At 44.6% G+C, this 21,153-nt stretch carries 20 protein-coding genes and 2 pseudogenes; 8 read left to right on the forward strand and 14 right to left on the reverse strand.

Annotation, left to right across the window (positions count from 1 at the left end; genetic code table 11):
- Positions 1 to 267: 267 nt before the first annotated feature.
- A complete protein-coding gene (gene rsmH / locus H6F66_RS25195; RefSeq protein ID WP_190427535.1) occupies positions 268 to 1,170 on the reverse strand; it encodes a 16S rRNA (cytosine(1402)-N(4))-methyltransferase RsmH in 903 nt (300 codons plus the stop codon).
- Between the two features lie 274 nt (positions 1,171 to 1,444).
- Between rsmH and H6F66_RS25200 the strand changes: the two genes are divergently transcribed.
- Complete coding sequence (locus tag H6F66_RS25200) at positions 1,445 to 2,701, forward strand: ABC transporter substrate-binding protein (RefSeq protein ID WP_347269427.1); 1,257 nt, start codon at positions 1,445 to 1,447, stop codon at positions 2,699 to 2,701.
- On the opposite strand, the gene H6F66_RS25205 is transcribed toward H6F66_RS25200, so the two are convergent.
- Positions 2,698 to 4,797: a protein kinase gene (locus tag H6F66_RS25205; protein ID WP_190427360.1), complete on the reverse strand. Its 2,100-nt coding sequence runs from the start codon at positions 4,795 to 4,797 to the stop codon at positions 2,698 to 2,700. The genes H6F66_RS25200 and H6F66_RS25205 overlap by 4 nt on opposite strands.
- Positions 4,798 to 5,112: 315 nt before the next feature.
- Here H6F66_RS25205 and H6F66_RS25210 point away from each other — a divergent pair, with 315 nt between their 5' ends.
- The 3 genes from H6F66_RS25210 (at position 5,113) to H6F66_RS25220 (ending at position 7,106) form a co-directional block, all read left to right on the forward strand.
- Positions 5,113 to 6,297: an NAD(P)H-quinone oxidoreductase subunit H gene (locus H6F66_RS25210; RefSeq protein WP_190427363.1), complete on the forward strand. Its 1,185-nt coding sequence runs from the start codon at positions 5,113 to 5,115 to the stop codon at positions 6,295 to 6,297.
- Positions 6,298 to 6,378: 81 nt separating this feature from the next.
- A complete protein-coding gene (cynS, locus tag H6F66_RS25215; RefSeq protein ID WP_190427364.1) occupies positions 6,379 to 6,819 on the forward strand; it encodes a cyanase in 441 nt (146 codons plus the stop codon).
- A gap of 107 nt (positions 6,820 to 6,926) precedes the next feature.
- Entirely contained in the window at positions 6,927 to 7,106 is a 180-nt protein-coding gene (locus H6F66_RS25220; protein WP_190427366.1) for a PCP reductase family protein, read from the forward strand.
- A 159-nt stretch (positions 7,107 to 7,265) separates the two neighbouring features.
- Here the strand turns inward: H6F66_RS25220 and H6F66_RS25225 are convergent, their stop codons facing one another.
- From H6F66_RS25225 to H6F66_RS25250, 6 genes and pseudogenes are all read right to left on the reverse strand, one after another.
- The gene (locus H6F66_RS25225; protein ID WP_190427368.1) at positions 7,266 to 7,700 is read right to left on the reverse strand and encodes a hypothetical protein; all 435 of its coding nucleotides are present in this window, start codon (positions 7,698 to 7,700) and stop codon (positions 7,266 to 7,268) included.
- Positions 7,701 to 7,786: 86 nt separating this feature from the next.
- Entirely contained in the window at positions 7,787 to 7,948 is a 162-nt protein-coding gene (locus tag H6F66_RS25230) for a hypothetical protein (protein WP_190427371.1), read from the reverse strand.
- A gap of 10 nt (positions 7,949 to 7,958) precedes the next feature.
- Positions 7,959 to 8,401, reverse strand: a pseudogene (locus H6F66_RS29585) (HNH endonuclease signature motif containing protein).
- Positions 8,402 to 8,410: 9 nt separating this feature from the next.
- Positions 8,411 to 8,662 (reverse strand): hypothetical protein, encoded by a 252-nt coding sequence (locus H6F66_RS25240; protein WP_190427373.1) that lies wholly within the window; start codon positions 8,660 to 8,662, stop codon positions 8,411 to 8,413.
- Between the two features lie 26 nt (positions 8,663 to 8,688).
- Positions 8,689 to 11,514 (reverse strand): NACHT domain-containing protein, encoded by a 2,826-nt coding sequence (locus tag H6F66_RS25245; protein ID WP_190427376.1) that lies wholly within the window; start codon positions 11,512 to 11,514, stop codon positions 8,689 to 8,691.
- A gap of 252 nt (positions 11,515 to 11,766) precedes the next feature.
- Positions 11,767 to 13,086 (reverse strand): 3-isopropylmalate dehydratase large subunit, encoded by a 1,320-nt coding sequence (locus H6F66_RS25250; protein ID WP_190427378.1) that lies wholly within the window; start codon positions 13,084 to 13,086, stop codon positions 11,767 to 11,769.
- Here H6F66_RS25250 and H6F66_RS25255 point away from each other — a divergent pair.
- Positions 13,070 to 13,306: a hypothetical protein gene (locus H6F66_RS25255; protein WP_190427381.1), complete on the forward strand. Its 237-nt coding sequence runs from the start codon at positions 13,070 to 13,072 to the stop codon at positions 13,304 to 13,306. The two genes, H6F66_RS25250 and H6F66_RS25255, sit on opposite strands and share 17 nt — an antisense overlap.
- Before the next feature lie 179 nt (positions 13,307 to 13,485).
- On the opposite strand, the gene nuoK is transcribed toward H6F66_RS25255, so the two are convergent.
- The 5 genes from nuoK to H6F66_RS25280 all read right to left on the reverse strand — a co-directional run bounded on the left by nuoK (position 13,486) and on the right by H6F66_RS25280 (position 17,504).
- Entirely contained in the window at positions 13,486 to 13,791 is a 306-nt protein-coding gene (gene nuoK, locus H6F66_RS25260; RefSeq protein ID WP_190427538.1) for an NADH-quinone oxidoreductase subunit NuoK, read from the reverse strand.
- A 21-nt stretch (positions 13,792 to 13,812) separates the two neighbouring features.
- On the reverse strand, positions 13,813 to 14,445 hold the full coding sequence (locus tag H6F66_RS25265; RefSeq protein ID WP_190427384.1) for an NADH-quinone oxidoreductase subunit J: 633 nt from the start codon (positions 14,443 to 14,445) through the stop codon (positions 13,813 to 13,815).
- A 96-nt stretch (positions 14,446 to 14,541) separates the two neighbouring features.
- Positions 14,542 to 15,123, reverse strand: a complete 582-nt coding sequence (ndhI, locus tag H6F66_RS25270) for an NAD(P)H-quinone oxidoreductase subunit I (protein WP_190427539.1) — start codon at positions 15,121 to 15,123, stop codon at positions 14,542 to 14,544.
- Positions 15,124 to 15,280: 157 nt separating this feature from the next.
- Complete coding sequence (nuoH, locus tag H6F66_RS25275; RefSeq protein ID WP_190427542.1) at positions 15,281 to 16,399, reverse strand: NADH-quinone oxidoreductase subunit NuoH; 1,119 nt, start codon at positions 16,397 to 16,399, stop codon at positions 15,281 to 15,283.
- A gap of 247 nt (positions 16,400 to 16,646) precedes the next feature.
- Positions 16,647 to 17,504 carry an Rpn family recombination-promoting nuclease/putative transposase gene (locus H6F66_RS25280; RefSeq protein WP_190427388.1) on the reverse strand — a complete coding sequence of 286 codons (858 nt, stop codon included), beginning with the start codon at positions 17,502 to 17,504 and terminating at the stop codon, positions 16,647 to 16,649.
- 204 nt (positions 17,505 to 17,708) lie between these two features.
- On the opposite strand from H6F66_RS25280, the gene yhdJ reads away from it, so the two are divergent.
- The 3 genes and pseudogenes from yhdJ to H6F66_RS29590 form a co-directional block, all read left to right on the forward strand.
- Entirely contained in the window at positions 17,709 to 18,575 is an 867-nt protein-coding gene (gene yhdJ, locus H6F66_RS25285) for an adenine-specific DNA-methyltransferase (protein WP_190427391.1), read from the forward strand.
- Between the two features lies 1 nt (position 18,576).
- On the forward strand, positions 18,577 to 19,683 hold the full coding sequence (locus tag H6F66_RS25290) for a restriction endonuclease (protein WP_190427394.1): 1,107 nt from the start codon (positions 18,577 to 18,579) through the stop codon (positions 19,681 to 19,683).
- Between the two features lie 95 nt (positions 19,684 to 19,778).
- Positions 19,779 to 19,850, forward strand: a pseudogene (locus H6F66_RS29590) (type II toxin-antitoxin system HicB family antitoxin); the annotation flags it as partial.
- Positions 19,851 to 19,957: 107 nt separating this feature from the next.
- On the opposite strand, the gene H6F66_RS25295 reads toward H6F66_RS29590, so the two are convergent.
- Positions 19,958 to 21,091, reverse strand: a complete 1,134-nt coding sequence (locus tag H6F66_RS25295) for a citrate synthase (RefSeq protein ID WP_190427398.1) — start codon at positions 21,089 to 21,091, stop codon at positions 19,958 to 19,960.
- Positions 21,092 to 21,153 lie beyond the last annotated feature (62 nt).

Raw genomic sequence — 21,153 nt, forward strand, 5'->3', positions numbered from 1 at the left:
AATACAACATATCAATTGCCTGTAGGGGCATGGCGATGCCCATCGGTGTCAGTTTAACGTTAGCTTGGCGGTTGAAACCGCAGCTACACAAACAAAACCCGCCTGCGCGGGTTAAAAGAAACTTGATCAGCGCGCGTTAGTCCGCGCACCATCCGGACTTCGTTTTTGTAGCCGCGAATTCCATTCGCTAGGGCTTAAGTTGACACCAATGGGCAATGCCATACCCCTACCCGCGTTTCTGTCGCAGATATTACGCCCTACGATATATCAAGGCTCCTTTCGTTCTGCTATTCGCAGCTTAGCTGAACGCGATCGCGGATTATTTCCTATTTCATCTTCTTGGGGTATAATCGGCTTTTTCGTCAACACCCGTAAGATTGACGTTCCCCGCAGCCCGTGCTTCACCAGTCGGTCTTCTAAACTGTGAAAACTGATAATCCCAATTCTGCCTTCTGGTTTTAACCAGGTGGGTGCTTTATTTATGAAGGTTTCCAGCGCAGTTAATTCATCGTTAACTACAATTCGCAAGGCTTGAAAGACGCGAGTAGCTGGGTGAATTCTGCCGTAGCGGTATGCTTTGGGAACGCTGTAAGCGATCGCTTCCGCTAACTGTGTTGTTGTCTGAAACGGGCGTTTTTCCACAATTGCCCTAGCAATTCGTCTGGATAGGCGTTCTTCCCCGTATTTAAAGAAGATATCTGCCAGTTTCGATTCTTCCCAGTGATTGATCACCTCAGCTGCTGTAAGCGATCGCTCCCTGTTCATCCGCATATCTAACTCAGCTTCGTGGCGAAAACTAAAGCCTCGCTCTGGTACATCGAACTGAGCCGAGCTAACACCCAAGTCGGCTATTATACCATCAAAAGTGAGATTTTTCGGCTGATACTCAGAAAAATTGCCGTGCCAGAAGTGGATGCGATCGCTATACTGGGCGAGTTCGGTTTGGGCGGATGCGATCGCTTGCTGATCTTGGTCAATAGCCGTCACAGTCGTATCCGGCGCAGCTTCCAGAATTAACCGACTGTGACCACCACCCCCCACCGTTGCATCTAAATAGTGTCCCCCTGGACGGATTGCCAACCCCTCAATTAACTCCCGACTCAAAACAGGAACATGATAAAATTTCGGTGCCTCGGTCTCATCCGTCAAATAGTCGTCAATCTCATCCATCAGCAAAATATAGCAACGATAAATAGACGCATCCTCACTGACGCAAAATACTGTAACACAGGCAACAGTAGCTGCCAGGATTGCGCTAATGTTGTTTGCATCAATCAACTGTGGTCAGCGGCAGGCAGCCAAATCAACGTAGGAATGGAGTGAATGGAGCAAGCGCCTCCACCTCTGACCATTAATTGCTGCATTACTAATGAAAAGTAACATACATGGTAGCAGACTTCCAAGATTCCAATACAGACTTGGCTTCCGCCAAATCTTAGGACTAGTGACTACCTTCCTAGTGGCGATCGCGTTAATTTTCATCCTGTTACGTAAGCCAGTCACTCTATCTTTTGTAGTGCCAAATCGCGAAGCCGAACAGTGGCAACCATTAATCGAGGAATTCCACTCAAAAAACCGAGATATTCGGATCAACCTTACAAATTTTAGTCAGACTAATCCAGAAAAGCCAGAGAACACCGATCAGGTAAAAGAACTTTATACCGCCGCTTTTCAAAAGAAGCGGGGTAAGTTGCCCTATGACCTGATTTACCAGGATATTGCCTGGGTTCCTACATTTGCGGAGGCAGGGTGGCTGAGAGATATTTCTGACTGGATTTCAAAAGAAGAACTAGATAAGTTTCTGCGTAGTGAGGTTGAAGCTGGGCGCTACCAAGGAAAGCTGTATCGCATTCCCTTCCGCACTGATGTGGGCGTGCTTTACTACCGCAAAGATTTGCTAGAGCGAGTAAAAGAAAATCCGCCAGAAACGTTTGACGATTTGATCCGAATCTCTCAAAATTTGCAAAAACAGGGCATTGCCTGGGGTTATCTCTGGCAAGGATCGCGTTCTGAGGCTATTACAGCCATGTTCTATGAAGTGCTTCATGGTTACGGTGGCTTCTGGATCGACCCTAAAACCCGCGTAGTGGGACTCGATCGACCCGAAGCATTGAAGGCGGTTGAGTTTTTACACAACACAATTATGGAGGGTATTTCTCCCAAAGGTGTCACCAGCTATCGGGAAGACGAAACCCGCAGCCTGTTCACAGAAGGTAAAGCTGTTTTTCTGCGTAATTGGCCTGATGTCTGGGTTCAAGCCAATGCAGCAGACTCTTTTATCCGTGGCAAGATTGATATTAAACCGATGGTTCATGCCGCAGGTTACAGCAGTGGTGCCTGCAAAGGTGGCTGGGGCTTTGGAATTGCCCAAACCACGAAACATCCAAAACAAGCTTGGAAAGCAATTCAATTCTTCACCAGTGCTGCCGCTCAGCGCCATTTTGTCCTGACAATGAGCTTTGTGCCAAGTCGTCGGACACTGTTTATCGATCCACAAATTATTGACAAATACAGCCACTACCCGAAACTGCTAGAGATTATTGACGAATATTCAATTTTACGTCCACCCATTCCCGAATACGGTCAAGCCTCTGATATCTTACAGCAGTATCTTTGGAATGCTCTGATGGGACAGCAGAACCCTCAAGCGGCAATGAAAGCCGCAGCCGAGCAAACCCGCAAGTTACTGGCAAATGGCTAACGGCTAGATTTATTCCACGGCCATAACTGTATCGTGCCATCCCGACTGGCTGTGGCTAGAGATTGCCCATCTGGACTGAAGGCGATCGCTACTAAGCCACTCCCGTATTGCTCTTGTGCGACTAAACCAACGTCGATGGTATCCCACACTCTGGTATTACCGTCAGCGCTAGCCGTGGCTAAATATTTTCCATCCCCACTAAAGTTCACCGCTACTACTTCTTTATCTTGTGGCACAGAAACAACTTTAGAGCCGCTGGTGGCTTTCCACTCCCAAACTTGTGCAGTGCCATCCTGACTGGCTGTAGCTAGGTATTTCTCATCCGGACTGAACGCAACAGTCACCAGGCTACCCTCGTGTTGCTGGTTCGCGACTGCCTTATCGTTGAGAGTTTCCCACTCCCACACCTGTGCAGTGCCACTGGCACTACCTGTGGCTAGGTACTTTCCATTCCGGCTGAAGGTAATAGACACTACCCGATCCTGGTGTTGCAGTAGCTTAACTTGCTTGCCGCTAGTCGTCTCCCATACTCGTGCAGTATTGTCTAAACTAGCTGTAGCTACGAACCTCCCGTCCGGGCTGAAGACAACAGCTCTGACATAAGCTTTGTGTGGTAGAAGTGCGACTCGACGACCAAGGGTCGTCTTCCACACTCGTGCATTACCGTCAGCACTGGCTGTAGCTAAGTATTTTCCATCCCGGCTAAAGGCAACAGCCACCACACCATCCTCGTGTTGTAGGTGAATGATGCTGCCACTGCTCATCTCCTGCACCTGTACGGTTTTATCCAAACTAGCTGTGGCTAGGTATTTCCCATTTGGGCTGAAGGCGACAGCGACTACGTTATCTTTGTGTGGCAGGCACGCGACTTGCTTGCGGCTAGTTGTTTCCCACACTCGTGCCGTATTGTCTAAACTAGCCGTGGCTAGGTAGTTTCCATTTGGGCTGAAGGCGATCGCATTTACATCATCCTCATGTTTCCGGTCTAGAGCTTCCTTGGCAGGTGAATCACAAGGTTGTGGCGAGGCAACTGGTTGCAGCAGCGGTGGGACGAGCGACCCTAGCAATATGCCCTCCAGCAAGCCTAAGGAAAGTCCAATAACGAGCCAACCTAGACTAGAAGGCTGACGAGACGATGGGGAGATATGCTTAGTCGTGCCGTCAGCTAAATCATCTATGCGTTGCAAGGCATTTATACGTTTCAAGATGATTTGCGTATTGTCAGGTCGATTTTGCACAGATAGAGCCATCAATTCATCGATAAAATTTGCCAATGGCTCTGAAACCTGCGGCGCCCTGTCTCGCCAAATCAACTGACCCGTTTGGGAGTCTTCGGTGAGTTCTATGGGGTGTTTGCCTGTCAGTAAATGGACAAATGTGCGCCCTAGGGCAAAAAAATCGGATTGCGGAACGGGTCGGCTGTTAAGTTGCTCTGGTGCAGCATATCCAGGTGTAAAAACTCCGGTTAAATCCCGTCGCCCTTGAACTACTGTCGGCGTGACCCATCTAGCGGCACCAAAGTCAATCAACACAAGTTCTCCATTGGGGAGATCGCTATTTGGTCTCAGCATGATGTTTGACGGCTTAATATCCCGATGGAAAAGCCGCTTTTGATGCACTCCATCCAAAACTTCTGTAAGCTGTTTAAGCCACTCAAGTGCTACTAGCTCTTCAGAGATTCGTTTATTACTCTTCAACCACTGCTGCAAATCCTCCCCCTGAATTTTCTCCATCACCAAGCAGTGCAATTCTCTTGAGCTGTTGCTGGGTGAAAAGGTGAAGTATCCATCTGGATCTACCTTAGGGATTCCTGACTTAGGGATTCCTGAATGCCTCAGCTGAATCAAGGCTTGCGCTTCTCGCCGAAACAGGCGGAGTAAATCCTCATCATTGACTTTCAGAATCTTCAGGACTTTTGGTATGCCCGAATCATCTACCTCAAAGACATCAACATAGGGCGATTTATGCAGTTCGCGCAGAGGCCAAACTAACCGATAGCGATCGCTAACGAGCAACTTAGTGCCGCAGGCTTGGCAATACTGCGAGCTGTCAGGGTTTTGGCGATTTTGGCAGTCGGGGTTGATGCAGTAGCTCATAACTGTACCTGGGATAGTTGCTGGAATCAGCCTTCAATTCCACCAGCCGACTATTTTTGAGTCATGGTCATCAGACTAAAGTCTGCTGGAAATACTCAGCCTCAATCATTATTTCTGAGTGTTTGACGAGGATAACTCAAATGGATGTTGGCTTGACTTTAAACGCATCCTGCGGTCAAAGCTCCATATAATTAACTAAGTGCAACAAAAATAAACACTCAGTAGTAAACCGACAGATGGCCGCCGAGGCAATTTTGGCGTGTTTTGTGATTGAGATGCGGCTGCCCAAATTTTCATCAAGGGAATTGCTGATATATGGCAAAGTTAGAAACTAGAACTGAACCGATGGTGCTGAACATGGGGCCGCACCATCCCTCCATGCACGGAGTGATGCGACTAATCGTCACCCTAGACGGTGAGGATGTCGTAGATTGCGAACCCGTAATCGGCTACCTGCATCGTGGCATGGAAAAAATTGCCGAAAACCGCACCAACATCATGTATGTTCCCTACGTTAGTCGCTGGGACTACGCCGAAGGGATGTTTAACGAGGCTATCACCGTCAACGCCCCAGAAAAGCTGGCTGATATTGCGGTTCCCAAACGCGCCAGCTACATCCGCGTCATCATGCTAGAACTGAACCGCATCGCTAACCACTTGCTGTGGCTTGGCCCGTTCATGGCTGACGTTGGCGCACAGACTCCCTTCTTTTACATTTTCCGGGAACGGGAGTTGATTTATGACCTGTGGGAAGCCGCTTCGGGTTATCGGATGGTGAACAACAACTACTTCCGCATTGGAGGAGTTGCTGTTGATTTGCCTTACGGCTGGGTTGACAAGTGCCAAGACTTCTGCGACTACTTTTACCCCAAGGTTGACGAATACGAACGCTTGATTACCGACAACCCCATTTTCCGCCGTCGGGTTGAGGGCGTTGGCACTATCAACCGCGAAGAAGCGATTAACTGGGGACTTTCTGGCCCCATGCTGCGCGCTTCCGGGGTGAAGTGGGATTTGCGGAAAGTTGACCACTACGAATGCTACGACGATTTCGACTGGGATGTGCAGTGGGAAACTGCCGGGGATTGTTTTGCCCGCTACTTAGTGCGAATTCGGGAGATGCGCGAATCCGTGAAGATTCTTCGCCAAGCCCTTAAGGGACTTCCCGGTGGCCCTTACGAAAACTTGGAAGCTAAGCGCATGGCAGAAGGGCCAAAGTCCGAGTGGAACGATTTTGATTACCAGTACATCGGTAAGAAAATCTCCCCTACCTTCAAGATTCCTAAAGGCGAACACTATGTCCGCGTCGAGTGTGGCAAAGGTGAACTGGGAATTTTCTTGATTGGGGATGATAACGTTTTCCCCTGGCGTTGGAAGATTCGCACTCCCGATTTTGTTAACGTGCAAATCCTACCTCACATCATTAAGGGTGTGAAAGTAGCTGATATCGTGACAATTTTGGGCAGTATCGATATCATCATGGGTTCAGTGGATCGGTAAAGAAAATGAAAAAGGCAAAAGGAAAATCACTTTTGCCTTTTTCATGTTTAGCTTAAATAAATAATGGGTGAGGAGTTGATAATGCAAGTTCCAGAAATTACTCAGACACTCTTAGATGCGAAAAAAAATAAGAAACTAAGCTTTGGCGATTTAGAAAAAATATTGGGACGTGACGAGGTATGGATTGCAGCGGTGATCTACCGTCAAGCTAGTGCTTCTGAGGAAGAGGCGAATAAGCTGGTTGCTGCATTAGATGTTAACCCGGTTTATGCTAAAGAATTAACAGAAAGCCCTCTAAAAGGATTGGGGCCAGTTGTTCCTACTGATCCTTTGATTTATCGATTTTATGAAATAATGCAGGTTTACGGAATGCCGATCAAAAGCGTGATTCACGAAAAGTTTGGTGATGGCATTATGAGCGCAATTGATTTTACTTTGGATGTGGAGAAGGAAGAAGATCCCAAAGGCGATCGCGTAAAAGTCATCATGTCTGGCAAGTTTTTGCCCTACAAAAAGTGGTAACTCGTTGCTAGGGTTGGGGAAAGGCGATCGCGTTCTTGACCAGACGCTGGAAAGAGCGATCGCTTACCTGTTAAACTCCTGTTTTAAGGATTTGTTTGGAGAAAACTGTGGCGAATCAACCTAATGCGGTAGAGTGGACACCCGAAGCTGAAGCGAAGTTGAAAGAAATTCCCTTTTTTGTCCGTCCCGCCGCTAGGAAAAAAATTGAAAAATTTGCCCAAGAAGCAGGGCAAAAATTAATAACAGCGGAAGTTTATCAGCAAGCTAAACAACAGTTTGGGCAGTAGCAGCGCCGTAAAGTTTAAGGGCGATCGTTTTATGTTTAGTTGAGATAGCGATCGCGTAATTATCATCTCTGGCAAATTGAAAGCCCTTCAAGAAATGGTAGCACTCAGCCCCATAGCCCATCTAATAACCGCTAGGGCTGGTCGTTACGTTCAGTGTACCTATCGTCCCACTATCGTCGTACCAGGGGCGATGGGATAGGCGCTTGGTAAAGTAGTCGAGGGTGTGGTTATCATCCCTCCATAATTCGTTGTTGTACCAGGTGCCGAGGGATACTTAGTTGGCAGGGTGGTAGTAGCTGTTGACGCAGGTGGCAAAGTTGTAGGCTGAGGAGTAGTTGTAAAACTTGGCTCCATTGTAAAGAGTTTAGACTTATTTGTATTTTTTTTAGCTTTGTTCTTCTTGCTTGAAGAACTCTTTTTCGTGCCAGTCTCCTTAGAGGAAGCTTGCTGCACGAAATCTGGCCGGGAATTGCGCTGGGAAATTAATGTAAAACTGACGAAAGAAGAGATACCTGCAACGACAGACAGACTTAGAACGCTTAAGAGTAAATACTTACTTTTGTATGCTTCTTTTGATATAGCCCGCAAGTTCATAGGTGTTCCGTTACTTTAGTACAATACTCGTCTTCTGGACGAAACCGAGGTTATTACGCAAATATACGTATACACTCAACTTAACTTTAAGTAATCTTTAAGTAAAGCTGCCACCGTTCCGAGTCTATCTTTACTAAATATTTACAAACATCGGGATATTTCCGCCCAATTATAAAGTTTGTGTGAAGCGATCGCGTCAGCAATACGCACAGAAATGGATGCGATCGCTCAAGTCGCACTATTTTCAACTCCGTAAATCTACTTATTAATCCGTCTTAGGGCAGATGCAGACGGATACCTGCCAACTTCTATTAATTCTTGTCGTTCTACAATCCGCTCATCGTTGTTAAAATCTAGGATTCGTGCAGTTACTTCGCCAATATCTGTCAGCGGTTGAATCGCATTGTCATCTAGTCGAAAATGCTCCCCCAAAAGTCTCGACGTGGGTTGAAAAACCGCACAAGTTCCCCAGTTTGCCAAACAATAGAACCTAGATCGGTTCCTTTATTGAGATTACAGAAAACACAAGAATAGGCAAGATTATCCTCTGTTGTTGAGCCGCCGTGTTTCAAGCTAATGATATGCTCAACTTGGTAGCGCGAAGACCTATCTGACTCTGAAATTAGGCAATACTCGCAGAGGAAATCTGCACGTTTGGCAACCATACGCCGCAGTTCTTGACTAATGTAAGGACGAGGCACTTTAAATAGTTACTCAGCTTTAATATACTTATAAGCCCGTGCTTTTGCTAGGGTCATTATATGCTCTAGCGTCAGGAAATGGTCTAATTCCCGCTTTTCATCTGGTGTAAGTTCTCCTGCTTTGTGTTTATAAACCAAGTCTTCTAAACGTTCTTGCGCTGCTTCCGATAGTCCAAAATTAACAACACTTTGAGGAGTCGTTCCAGCAGCAATGAAGTCAATAATTTCGTCATAGACTTTGGTTGTCTTTACAGCGGTCATGAGTTTATCTCCATTTTTCTCTAATTTTATTTATCTAGTTCTTTTAGTTTCTTGCTGGCAAACTCGCGCACTTCCTCGTCTGGGTCATTGAGGGCGCGATCGCGCAACAGTAGTAGAGTTTGGGGATGGCTGGGATATTGCTCAATGATTCCCTCAAGTGCGTATTGCCGAGGGTTACGATTTGAGGGATGGTCGCGCTCAAAGGGGTCATTGACAGCGTGATCGCACAAAAATTCAAACACACCAGGCGTATCCTTCCAACCCTTTGCTAACTCTTGGACTGCTATTCGTCTAACACTCCAACTGCCAGCTGCTTGAACACAAGTTTTAAGAATAGGTAAGGTATCAGGGTCGTTTTTCCAATTCTTTGCTAACTCTTGCACTGCTACAACTTGTACACCCCAGTCGTCAGATGCTTGAGCATAGGTTTTGAGAAGAGGTAAGGTATCAGGGTCGTTTTTCCAACCTTTAGCTATTTCCTCCAATGCTGCCTGCCGCTCATACCCAGTTTTATCCGATTCGACACAAGTTTTGAGCCACAATAATGTATTAGGGTCATCTTTCCAAACTGTTGCAATCTCTGCGACAGCCTGGGTGCGAATTCTCTTGATTAGTTTGTAATTTTCTTCATTCAGCTTGTACTCCTCTTGACTTGAGGCTCGTTCTTTATCTCCGTATTTTGCTAAGCCTTTCAAGTGATTGAGCAAATTCGTAGAAGTTATTCCAATTACAGCTCGATTTCTCACATCTGAAAAACATTTAGCTGCCAGAAATAGATTTATAAATTTTTGCGCTTCGCCATTTTGAGCCATCAGATAGTCAATAATTTCACCGGCAAAGCTCGTATCAATCATCCCCGCAATCAGCCGCAGCACTTCATGCCAAGACTCATCCTGCCAGTGCTTGCCAAAAACTTCTGTTTTGAGTTCTTCAAGCGTCAAACCCCCTCCAAGCCCCCGTTTCCCAAACCGCTCAACAAACTCACAGGCACAGAAGTATTCTAAAAATGTCCGATGCACAAACGCATAGGAATCAGCACCCAGGAAACACAAAATAAAATTGCGAATCCGCAGTTGTTCAATCAGCAATCTGGCAACAGTTCTTGGCTGATTGACTTCTGTGCTTTTCAAAAAGCTAGTTAGAATCTTTTCTAAATCATCCCCGCTAATTAGATTACCAGCTAAACCTTTATCAGATGCTTGCATAAAGTACGCAACCTGACGTAAGATTGCCTGCTTATCTTTATAGTCAATCGTTACCGAATCTACCCTCGGATTTTCTAGCAGTTTCTGCTCCACATCCCATTGATGCAGCAGTAACCGCGAGGCTTGGTTGTAGAGTTCTGGTCTATCTCTGGGCAATTCTTGATTGCGGTTTAAAATCGCCATCATCGTCAGCAGCAGAGGATTCCCCGCGAGTTCTCCAATTGCTGAAGAAGTCTCAATTGCCCTTTGCAGTCGCTCCCGTTTTCTAAGTTTATCAGCCTCATCGGTGAACGTTAATTCATGCCATCGATTGATAAAATCCTCAATTTGGCCTGACTCTAAATCTTGCAGCATGAAGTGACGAAACTGAGCATCTCGCAACCGTTGTGGTTTGTAGCCAATAATGCGAGAAGTGACAATTACCCGCGCTTTCGGATAATCATTCGTGAAGCGATGAATATCAGTAATTACCTCCTCCCGTTTTGCCGGATCGAACACCTCATCCAACCCATCAAACATCACCAAAACCTTGCCAGCTTTTAGCCGTTCGTGCAGGTGGTGCTGATTGAGGCGACAGACAATTCCACAGCCTTTGTGGAAGAATTCCAGAAAATCCTTGCACTCTCCAGAGTCGCGATTGCGAATATAAGTCCGCAATTCAATCAGCAACGGAATCGGCTGTTCAATAACATTATTCAGGGGTGTTCCTGCCCAATTCAAAGCGATGTATTGCAACAACGTAGACTTCCCCGAACCTGGATCGCCCAAAATTACAAAATAGGGATAAGTTTGAGAATCATTAACAATATCCAGAACTGAGCAAATTGGCTGTTGATAATAAACCTGTTTGTATCGTTCCCACTCCTCCGGGTTAACGTCAGCTTCGAGTTGGTTACTCTCCCTCAGCCGTTTTTGATGCTCTTTAGGAATCTCGTAAACTTGGGGTAAATATTCCTGGCATTCTCGCACATTTTGTGCTATAAATGCTTGCCATACTTTGAGTTTTTCTCGATAGTCATAAACACTCGTATCTAAACTATCTAAATTAAGATTGCTGTATCGCTCTTGCAGCCCTTCCTGATATCGTCTCAAGTCAAATTCAGTAGGAATTCCAGCAATTTCTTTAGTGTCTTGTTTAATAGCTTCCAGATTTTGAGAGTCAAGTGTAGCGCGTAACTCGTCTAATTCGCGGATAATGGCTTTAACTTTTTTAAGATAGCGCTTGCCAACTTTTTCCCAATCAAATCCCTGTGGCAAAGATATCAAGTCTAGCTGATACCAAGTTTGAGATAATTTCTTAGTATCTATAGCTTGAAAGTCATATTGAAAAGCACTTCCTAGTATCTCTTTAACAGATTTATTATTAATAAATTGATCAAATGGTGTGGTGTAAGTTTTAAGTTGTTCTTCAGAAATTTCAGCATCTTCTAATTCCTGCTGCACCAATTGCAAAAATTCCTTCAGAGCTTTACCAACTACTGTTTGCAGGGTGTCTTTCTGGAATAATCCCGTAAAATCCTTAATGCTGTCTTTGAAAAAATCTTTGATGTAATCCTCTAAAGCTCCTTTGGCTAAAGGAGCCAAAACCTCTGTAAACACAAATCCCGCGACAGTATTAACTCCCCAGACCAATAACCAATCCACCATAATACTCGCACCTACTGAATTCCGTAGACTACGAGTATAGCGAGTGTGTTGGAGCGAGCGCTTTCTGTGTGCCATCGAAAGCGCGATCGCTATCACCAATTAATATGGAGTTGATATCAGATAATTTTGATGCTAAGGTCGAGCCATTCATTATTTCCCCTCGACGTGGACGGAGAGAGGACTGGGGGTGAGGTTCTGTCAGCTCATCAAAAAGCAATAAGGGTGAGCAATACCCACCCTTCTCCTACTGCTCTACATAAAATCGCGTGGGTCGGTTACATATCCAGTCAACGCCGAAGCCGCAGCAGTATAAGGCGAAGCTAAATAAATCCCCGCCTCTTTATTCCCCATCCGTCCGGGGAAATTGCGGTTAGTCGTAGAAACGCAAATTTCCGGCTCATTCACACGACCGAAAGTATCCTTGGGGCCACCCAAACAAGCCGCGCAGGAAGGTGCCGCAGGCTCAATGCAACCAGCCGCCAAGAAAATCTCAGACAGGGTTTGCCCTTCGTACTTCTGGGTGAACAAGTCTTCGTAGACTTTCTGCGTTGCCGGTACTAAATAAGTAGGAACCTTCACCTGCTGTCCCTTAAGAATGCGGGCAGCGTACATAAAATCTGAGGTTTTGCCGCCAGTGCAGGAACCGATATAAACTCGGTCAATCTTGACATCCCGACATTCCCGCGCCAAGGCACGATTATCTGGAGAATGGGGCTTAGCGACGACCGGCTCTAACTTGGAGACATCATAATGCCGATCTGAGTAGAAACGAGCATCAGCATCCGTATAAACTGGCTCGAAAGGTTTGTTAGTCCGGGCGCGGACGTACTCAAACGTCGTCTCATCCGGGGCGACCGTGCCATTTTTACCACCCGCCTCAATCGCCATATTACACAGCGTCATCCGGTCTTCCATCGAAAGACCGTTGATGGTACCACCAGCAAATTCCAACGCCCGATAAGTGGCTCCAGCAACCCCAATATCTCCAATGATTTGCAAGATCAGGTCTTTTGCCAATAGGTAATTCGGCATCTCTCCCTCAAAGACAAAGCGCATCGTCGCTGGGACTTTAATCAGCAGCTTGCCAGTTCCCATGATGAAACCAGCGTCCGTGTTGCCGATGCCAGTGGCGAACTGACCAAAAGCACCAGCATTGCAGGTATGGGAATCGGTACCAAACAGCACTTCACCAGGACGGGTGTGACCTTCTTGTGCTAGGGCAATGTGGCAAACACCTTTGTAATCGGGATTGGCTTTAAAGTCGGCTCGGTCGGTGATGTCGTAGAAATATTTAATGTCTTGCTCTTTGGCAAAGTCGCGTAGAATATCAACGTTGCGATTAGCGCGTTCGTCGGCGGTAAAAATGTAGTGGTCTGGAATCAAAACAATCTTTTCTTTGTCCCAAACTTTGGCATCTGCGCCAAATTCGCGCTTAAAAACCCCAATTGTACCGGGGCCGCAAACGTCATGGGTCATTAACAAATCAACGTTTACCCAGATATTGTCTCCCGGTTCGACAACAGACCGACCGGAAGCACGGGCTAAGATTTTTTCGGTGAGGGTCATCCCCATAAGTATTCTCCTGCAAAGATGCTTTAATAGCGATCGCTTTACCATCACTCAAGGGCAGCGAGTAGCGCTTTCCCGCATACGCCGGAAGCGAGTAGCGCATTCCTTAATGATGCCAACTTTTTCTAGAAATATGTCATTTTATATCGCCGTCCTCAACGAGTTGCGATTTTTTTTGTTTGTAGGTAGCGCAGGTGTCACGACAACAGGCATCCTGCTATAGCAATCCTAAATGATTCGTGAAACCCTGTAGGGACACGGCACTGCCGTGTCCCTACACCAGGGCGAATACTCGTTAACAACTTACATAGGATTGCTATACAAATGAAATAGGACTGCTATATCAATTTAATTTAAGGTATTAGCCATTAGTCTAACAACTAATGACTAATAACTAATAATTTACCACTTGAGCAAATTAAACTGCTCCATGTCCACCGTTTCGCGGTTGCGGTAAATTGAAAGCACAATTGCCAAACCAACAGCAGCTTCAGCAGCCGCAATTGTAATCACAAAAACAGTAAAAACCTGACCTTTTATTTCCTGGGGATCTAGATAATTAGAAAACCCCATTAAATTCAGGTTTACTGCATTCAGCATCAATTCAATCGACATCAGCACCCGCACTGCGTTGCGGCTGGTAATCAAGCCATAAATGCCGATGCAGAAAAGGGCAGCGGCTAATATTAGAAAATACTGAAGTTGCAGTTGCATGAGTTTTCTTTGGTTCTATGTATTGGTATCTACGGGGAGTTTTGTGCTTTCAGTGCCTACCGTCAAAAGTTCGCGGGGACGTTCTTGCAAAGTTAAAGCTTTTGTTTGAGCTAGTTCGGAGACTATTTCTTCTGGAATATATTCGCGACGCGCCAAAATAATTGCGCCCACCATTGCCATCAACAACAGTACAGAAACTAGCTCAAATGGCAGCAAAAAGTCGCTGAAAAAATGCTCACCCAACTGCACAATGGTACTTTCAAGAGAATGGGGTAAGCTGGATAAAGCCCAAGGAGTTCTTACCACCATCGTTCCCAGAAGCGCAAACAAACCGACACATACCAATCCGGTTGAACCTTGACGAATCCAACGATTGCGAATGGGTGTAAAATCTTCCCGCTTGTTCACCAACATGATGGCGAACAAAATCAAAACGTTAACAGCTCCAACATAGATGAGAATCTGCGCCGCTGATACAAAATCTGCATTCAGGAGAAGGTATAAACCAGCAATGCTGATAAATACTCCGCCCAACAAAAATGCTGAGTAGACAATACTAGAAAACAACACTACTCCTAATGCTGCCCCAATCATCATCACCGACAGCAAGCCAAACGAAACAATCTGAACGCCTTCTGCTAGATTCACTGCTTTTTGTCCTTTGCTAATTGCTAATTGCTAGTGGCTAATGGCTAATTGATAAAAACCATTAGCCATTAGTCATGAGCAATTAGCCACTGACTTTTATTTTTCCATCTGTTCCAGAATTTCCTCTGGACGCTGACCAGCGCGAACCGAACCAGGCGGTAGGTCGTGCGGCTCCATGACACCCTTCGGCAGGTAGGCTAGTTCGCGCAGGGGTGTCACCATCGGGTCTTGCGTGACTTTATACGGTAGACGACCGAGTGCCACGTTGTCATAGTTCAATTCGTGACGGTCGTAGGTAGAAAGCTCGTAATCTTCAGTCATCGACAAGCAATTAGTCGGACAGAATTCTACGCAGTTACCGCAAAAGATACAAACTCCGAAGTCGATGCTGTAGTGTTTGAGCTGTTTCTTTTTGCTTTCCTTGTTAAATTCCCAATCCACCACTGGCAGATTAATTGGGCAAACCCGCACGCAGACTTCGCAGGAAATACACTTATCAAATTCAAAGTGAATTCTACCCCGGAAACGCTCTGAGGGAATGAGTTTTTCGTAGGGATACTGTACAGTAATTGGACGGCGCTGCATATGGTCGAAAGTCACGGACAATCCTTGACCAATATACCGAGCCGCCTGGACAGTTTCTTTAGCGTAATCGCCAACTTGTTTGAGGAACTTCAACATTGTTCGTGTCTCTCTCTCTCCAATTTTGGATTTTGCGGAGGTGGGAGTTTTTGGTCTTCCGATAATTTTGGATTTTGCGGGGGTGAAGGAGTTTCTGGGTCTCCGATGATTTCGGATCTCACAACTAATCCAAAATCAAAAATCAAAAATCGGACTAGCCACCAAAAGCACCAGGAAATGCGAGTTTTAGCGCTGCGGTTAATAGTAGGTTTACCAGCGATACTGGCAGCAGGAATTTCCAACCCAAATTAAGCAATTGGTCAATGCGAACGCGAGGTAAAGTCCACCGAAGTAGAACGGCAATGAAGATGAGGAAGTAAGCTTTCAGCAGAGTCATTGTGATTCCCAGCGAGGCATCAATTACCTGCAACAAGGGACTCGCTTCATTGAATCCCAGCCAGCTGCCTAACATCTCAATGGGAATAGGGAATTCCCAGCCGCCCAGATACAAAATTGCAACCAGTAGGGCGGAGAGAACGAGGTTGACGTAGGAACCAATGTAAAATAAACCGAATTTCATTCCTGAGTATTCGGTTTGATAACCTGCAACCAATTCTTCTTCTGCTTCTGGCAAGTCAAAGGGAAGTCTTTCGCATTCTGCTAAGGCTGCAATCCAAAAGATGATAAATCCTACGGGTTGTCGCCAGATGTTCCAGCTGAAAATGCCGTAGCCAGATTGTTGTTCTACGATGTCGATGGTGCTAAGACTGTTAGACATCATAGCGATCGCTAATACGGACAGCGCCAGCGGAATTTCGTAACTAATCGACTGCGCTGCTGCTCTCAAGCCACCTAGCAGCGAATACTTGTTGTTTGACGAATAGCCAGACATCAGCAAGCCAATTGGGGCAATGCTGGAAAGCGCAATCCACAAAAAGACCCCTACGCTTATGTTAGCAATTACCAGGTTTTGTCCGAATGGCACAATTAAATAGGACAAAAACACTGGAATAACGACGATAATCGGCCCCAGGGTGAATAGCAAGCGGTCAGTCTTGGCTGGTACAATATCTTCTTTAAAAACCAGCTTCAGACCATCGGCTACTGGTTGTAAAACGCCCAATGGGCCGGCGAATTCTGGGCCAATACGCTGCTGAGCGGCAGCAGAAATTTTCCGCTCCAGCCATACAACTACCAAAACGCCGACCGTGGCACCAATGATCATCAAAAACATCGGTAGCGGCATCCAAATCGCTTTGGCAGCACCAGATGGGATGCCCAAATCCTTGAGGGATTGGATAAAAGTTCCTTGTAGGTCAATGCCTGGGTTCATGAAAGCCATCGCTAAGTAATTACTGAGCTGATTCGAGACACCGGGTGTCGAATCTGTCTATCTTTTCTATTGTGAAGATTTTTTTACGACCCCAGTGTTTAGTATATCGTTGCAGAGTATCCAGCCCAGCGCGGCACATGAGAAATTCTACTTATCAATTTGGTTAAGAGATTGTATCTGAGCAGCGAGCGATCGCATTCAGATGGATATGTAAAGTGCGATCGCTTGCTCCTGATGCTTCAGGGCGCTATGAGCAATACTCATCCAACCAAACAACTAAATCCGTTACAGTCTGAAAATCTAACAGCGCCTCGCCCAACTCCTCTAACTGCGCGACGGATAATGTCCCAATTTGCTCTTGCAGTTCTTGGTCAACAGAACCAAATCGACGGGTTAGCTGACGCAGGACAAGCGATCGCGCCTCCTCTTGTTTTCCTTCTTGCTTTCCTTGTTGCAGGCCTTGTTGCACTCCCTTTTGGATGATGGCTTGATACGTTACTGATTCCTGCATAATTTCCTCCCTCAAAAGTTGGCGAATTAAACTTTCTTCAAACCGCAAACCAGCCAGCACCTCGACACAAGCCGCGAGATTCCCCCGCTGCTCTGGTTCTTCGATCATATCGATCTGGGCTGCGACCTGCTCCAATAAGGCGTTGGGAGTGTTGCTTCTAGCTAGCGTAGCCAATGGCAACAAGGCAGTGTTTGCCAAAAGTGGAGCCGGGTCTTCCTCCCATAGGCGGATGACTCGGTAGCTATGTCTAGTATTTGTTGCCGCAAACTGCTCAGTAAAGACAGCTTCTGAGGTAGTAGATTTTAAAAAAATCACGACTTGCTCAATGGGACAGCGATACTGTCGATACAGTCGCACCCAATAGTCCAGCATTCTAAATGGTAGTGGTGGCTCTGATGCTGGCAGAGTTTGAAATTCTATGTGCAGGATTTGGTTGGCAGTTTGCAACAGTGTGAGAGAATCGGCGCGAATCGGTTCAGCACTAAGTTCAGTTTTGAGTACCTGAATCTCAGTAGCTTCATCTGAGAGTAGCCAGCGCACAAACTCAGCTGGGTACTGTTCTGCCAGATATTTGCAAATATTATCGTAATCCAATGGTAAATAGGTGTTGAGATTCTTTGCTTACTTTACTGGGTGATAGTAAATCAGAGCAATATTAAAAATTTCGGGAAAATGTTGCTCAATCTTCTCTAGTGGGGCATCCATAAATATAACTTTAGTCACGTTTATCCCCAAGCAGAATAAGCTCAAGAGCTTAAGCATCTTTATGATAAAATTATTTTGATTCAGTAGACGATTATGAAAATTTTTGAAAAAGATAATCATCAGCTAATTTTGGGCGATGCTATCACTGCTTTAGAGAATCAAATAGAAGATGGTACTATAGACCTTATTTTCGTAGACCCTCCTTACAATATTGGCAAAAACTTTAATGGTACAAAAGAGAAGTGGGCAACTGAGTCAGAATACTTAAGCTGGTGTTATCGATGGATTGACTTATGTATTAAAAAGCTTAAAAATAACGGTAGTATATACCTGATGGCTGCTACTCAATATATGCCTTATTTAGATATATATTTAAGAGATAAAATGACTATTTTATCCAGAGTTGTGTGGCACTATGACAGTTCAGGAGTCCAAGCTAAAAAATATTTTGGCTCATTGTATGAACCTATATTATTTGCTGTAAAAAACAAAAATAGTTATACATTTAATAGCGAAGATATAACAATAGAGGCTAAAACGGGTGCAGTTCGTCAGCTAATTGATTACAGAAAACCCAACCCTGCACCTTATAACTCCCAAAAAGTCCCTGGAAATGTTTGGTATATTACTAGAGTTAGATATAGAATGCCGGAATATGAAAATCATCCCAGCCAAAAACCAGAAGCCTTATTGGAAAGAATCATTAGAGCAAGTTCCAAGATAGGCGATTTAGTTCTTGACCCATTTGCAGGGACTTTTACGACTTGTGCTGTTGCCCAGAGACTTAATAGAAAGTCAATCGGTATAGAAGTACAAGAGGAATATGTCAAAATAGGTTTAAGAAGATTAGATATTACTTCTGAATATAAGGGACAAAAATTGACCAAGCTTTTAAAAAATTTTGAAGGCAAGAATGAAAAAGATATTCAACTAAGTTTAAATTTATCAGATTTTTATTAAATTGAAACACTCGTTTACAGAAACAATAAAGCAAATTTTAATAGATGAGTTTGAAGAAAAAGCTGATTTAATATATTCATATTGTCTGCTTTTACAATATATAAATCTTAAAACCAGTTCTGCTGAACGTGGCTCTAAAGCACGAAGTAGTTTTGGCAACCTGTACGCTATTTATGTTCTAGTAGAAGATTATATCAACAAAGGTTTTAATATAAATGAAACCTACAAAAATTATGAAGGAGCTAAGTTCTCAGCTCTTTTCCGTAGACAAAGGGAATTACCTTTCGGGGAAAAACTGCAAAACCATGCTCTAAATGATAGAGTTAATGGAGAGTTTAGGAAATTCTTTCCGACTTGTGAAAATATCCCAATTATTAGAGACGTTAGTAGAAAAAGATATTGGATTAATGAAAATTTATTAATATGTAACTTTGAAAACCAGACATATAACATCGCCGAAAGTATTATTAAAATCATAAATCAATATATTGAGGTAAAGCAAAATAAATTTGAAGACTTGATTAAACAATGCGAGCAGATAAAAAATTTGCACACAGCAGACCAATATCAGGCTACAAATTTTGTATTTGAACTTTTAGCTCCTAATGTAGATGCTAGATTATTTGAAATTGTCAGTTACAGCATATTAAAATACTACTACAATGAGCAAGTTATATATTTTGGTTTTGAACTTGAAAACATCCAAGAAGAAAATTTAAAATTATACAAAACAGGGCGCACTAACGCGAACGATGGCGGCATTGATTTTGTTATGAAACCTCTGGGAAGATTTTTTCAGGTAACTGAAACAACAGATGTTAGAAAATACTTTTTAGATATTGATAAAATTCAGCGTTATCCAATAACATTTGTAATAAAGTCGGACATCCACGTTGAAGAATTAAAAAGAAGAATTAAGGAAAAAGCAGAAGAACAATATTACATAACCACAATTGTCAAGCAATATATGGATGCTATAGAGGAAATAATAAATTTACCAATTTTAATAGAGCGATTTGAAGAAGCTGTTGAAAAAGGTTATCTGAGCCTAGTGTTAGATGAAATAATCAAACAAAGTAAAGTGGAATTTAACTATGATGAAGAGTAATGAGCGCGATCGCTTTCTCTTCCCCCCTTTTTTGTAAAGCGCGATCGCTCATCTGGTCTAGTCTATAAAAAAGCGCGATCGCTTTGTTGGACTAAGGAGAAACGATTGAAGAAGCTATTTCCAATTTGAAAGAAGCTACAAAGCTATACCTGGAAGAGTTTCCCTGAATTAAATTTTTGTTTTCTTATTAATAATTGTGGCACCCATCAAAAAAAATGTAGAGATGTTTCCAAACGTCTCTACATGAGAAATAATTTTTTGTTTTAACTTGTATCTAGCGCTGGTCGATGGGGATATAGGCAGCTCCGCGATCGCCAGTATACATTTGGGTAGGACGGAAGATGCGGTTTTCTCCGAGCTGTTCTTTCCAGTGAGCAAGCCAACCAGCTACGCGAGCGATCGCAAACACCGGAGTAAACAAATCTGTGGGAATTGCCATTTTCCGATAAACCAAACCAGAGTAAAAATCTACGTTTGGATAAATTCCTTTTGGGCCTAATTTTTCCTCGACTGCCTTTTCCAACTCCACGGCAATGTCATAGTATTTATCGTGTCCAAACTTCTCAAACAACTGCTCTGCTAAACTTTGCAGAATTGTTGCTCGCGGATCTTTCACCTTGTAGACGCGATGACCAAAGCCCATAATTTTAGACTTAGGCGGCAAATTATCCAGCCAAGGGCGGACATTTTCCACCGAGCCAATTTCTTCTAACATGGTGATGACTTCTTCATTCGCTCCACCATGCAGAGGGCCTGCTAAAGTTCCCACAGCTGAGGCTACTACTGCGTAGGGGTCAGTCAGAGTCGAAGCCGTTACCCTAGCTGAAAAGGTGGAAGCATTCATCGTATGCTCTGCATGGAGCGTCAGACAGACATCGAAAATCCTAGCCGCCAGCGGATCGGGTTCCCGCTCGTTTAGCATATATAGGAAATTGCCAGCATAGTCGAGATCGTCGCGAGGACGCACCGGGTCGTTACCTTTCCGCATCAGCTGGAACGCCGCCACCATTGTCGGAATCTTTGCTAAAAGACGCACCACGGCTTGGCGAATGTAAGCCGGGTTATCTAAAGCGCGACGCGAGTAAAACAGCCCTAGAGCCGCTGCTGAGGCTTGTAGCGCATCCATCGGGTGTCCGGTTTCGGGGAAGCATTTCATCATGTCCCGGATGCGATATTTAATCCGCCTGTGGTAGCGAATTTCACTTTCAAAGGCTTCGAGTTCTGCCTTTGTCGGGAGTTCACCCCAAATTAATAAATAGGACGTTTCCAAAAACGTACTTTTTTCTGCGAGGTCTTCGATACGAATGCCTCTATATTCCAGTATCCCCTGTTTACCATCGACGTAGCTGATGCTGGATTGGGCAGCCGGAATGCCTTCTAGACCTGGTTTATACTCGCAGACAGTCATGTTACTACCAGTTGGGTGAGTGAAACATTTTCAGGGTAACTTACCAAAAATGGATGTATCGG

The organism is Trichocoleus sp. FACHB-6 (genome assembly GCF_014695815.1).
Lineage (GTDB): Bacteria > Cyanobacteriota > Cyanobacteriia > Cyanobacteriales > FACHB-T130 > Funiculus > Funiculus sociatus.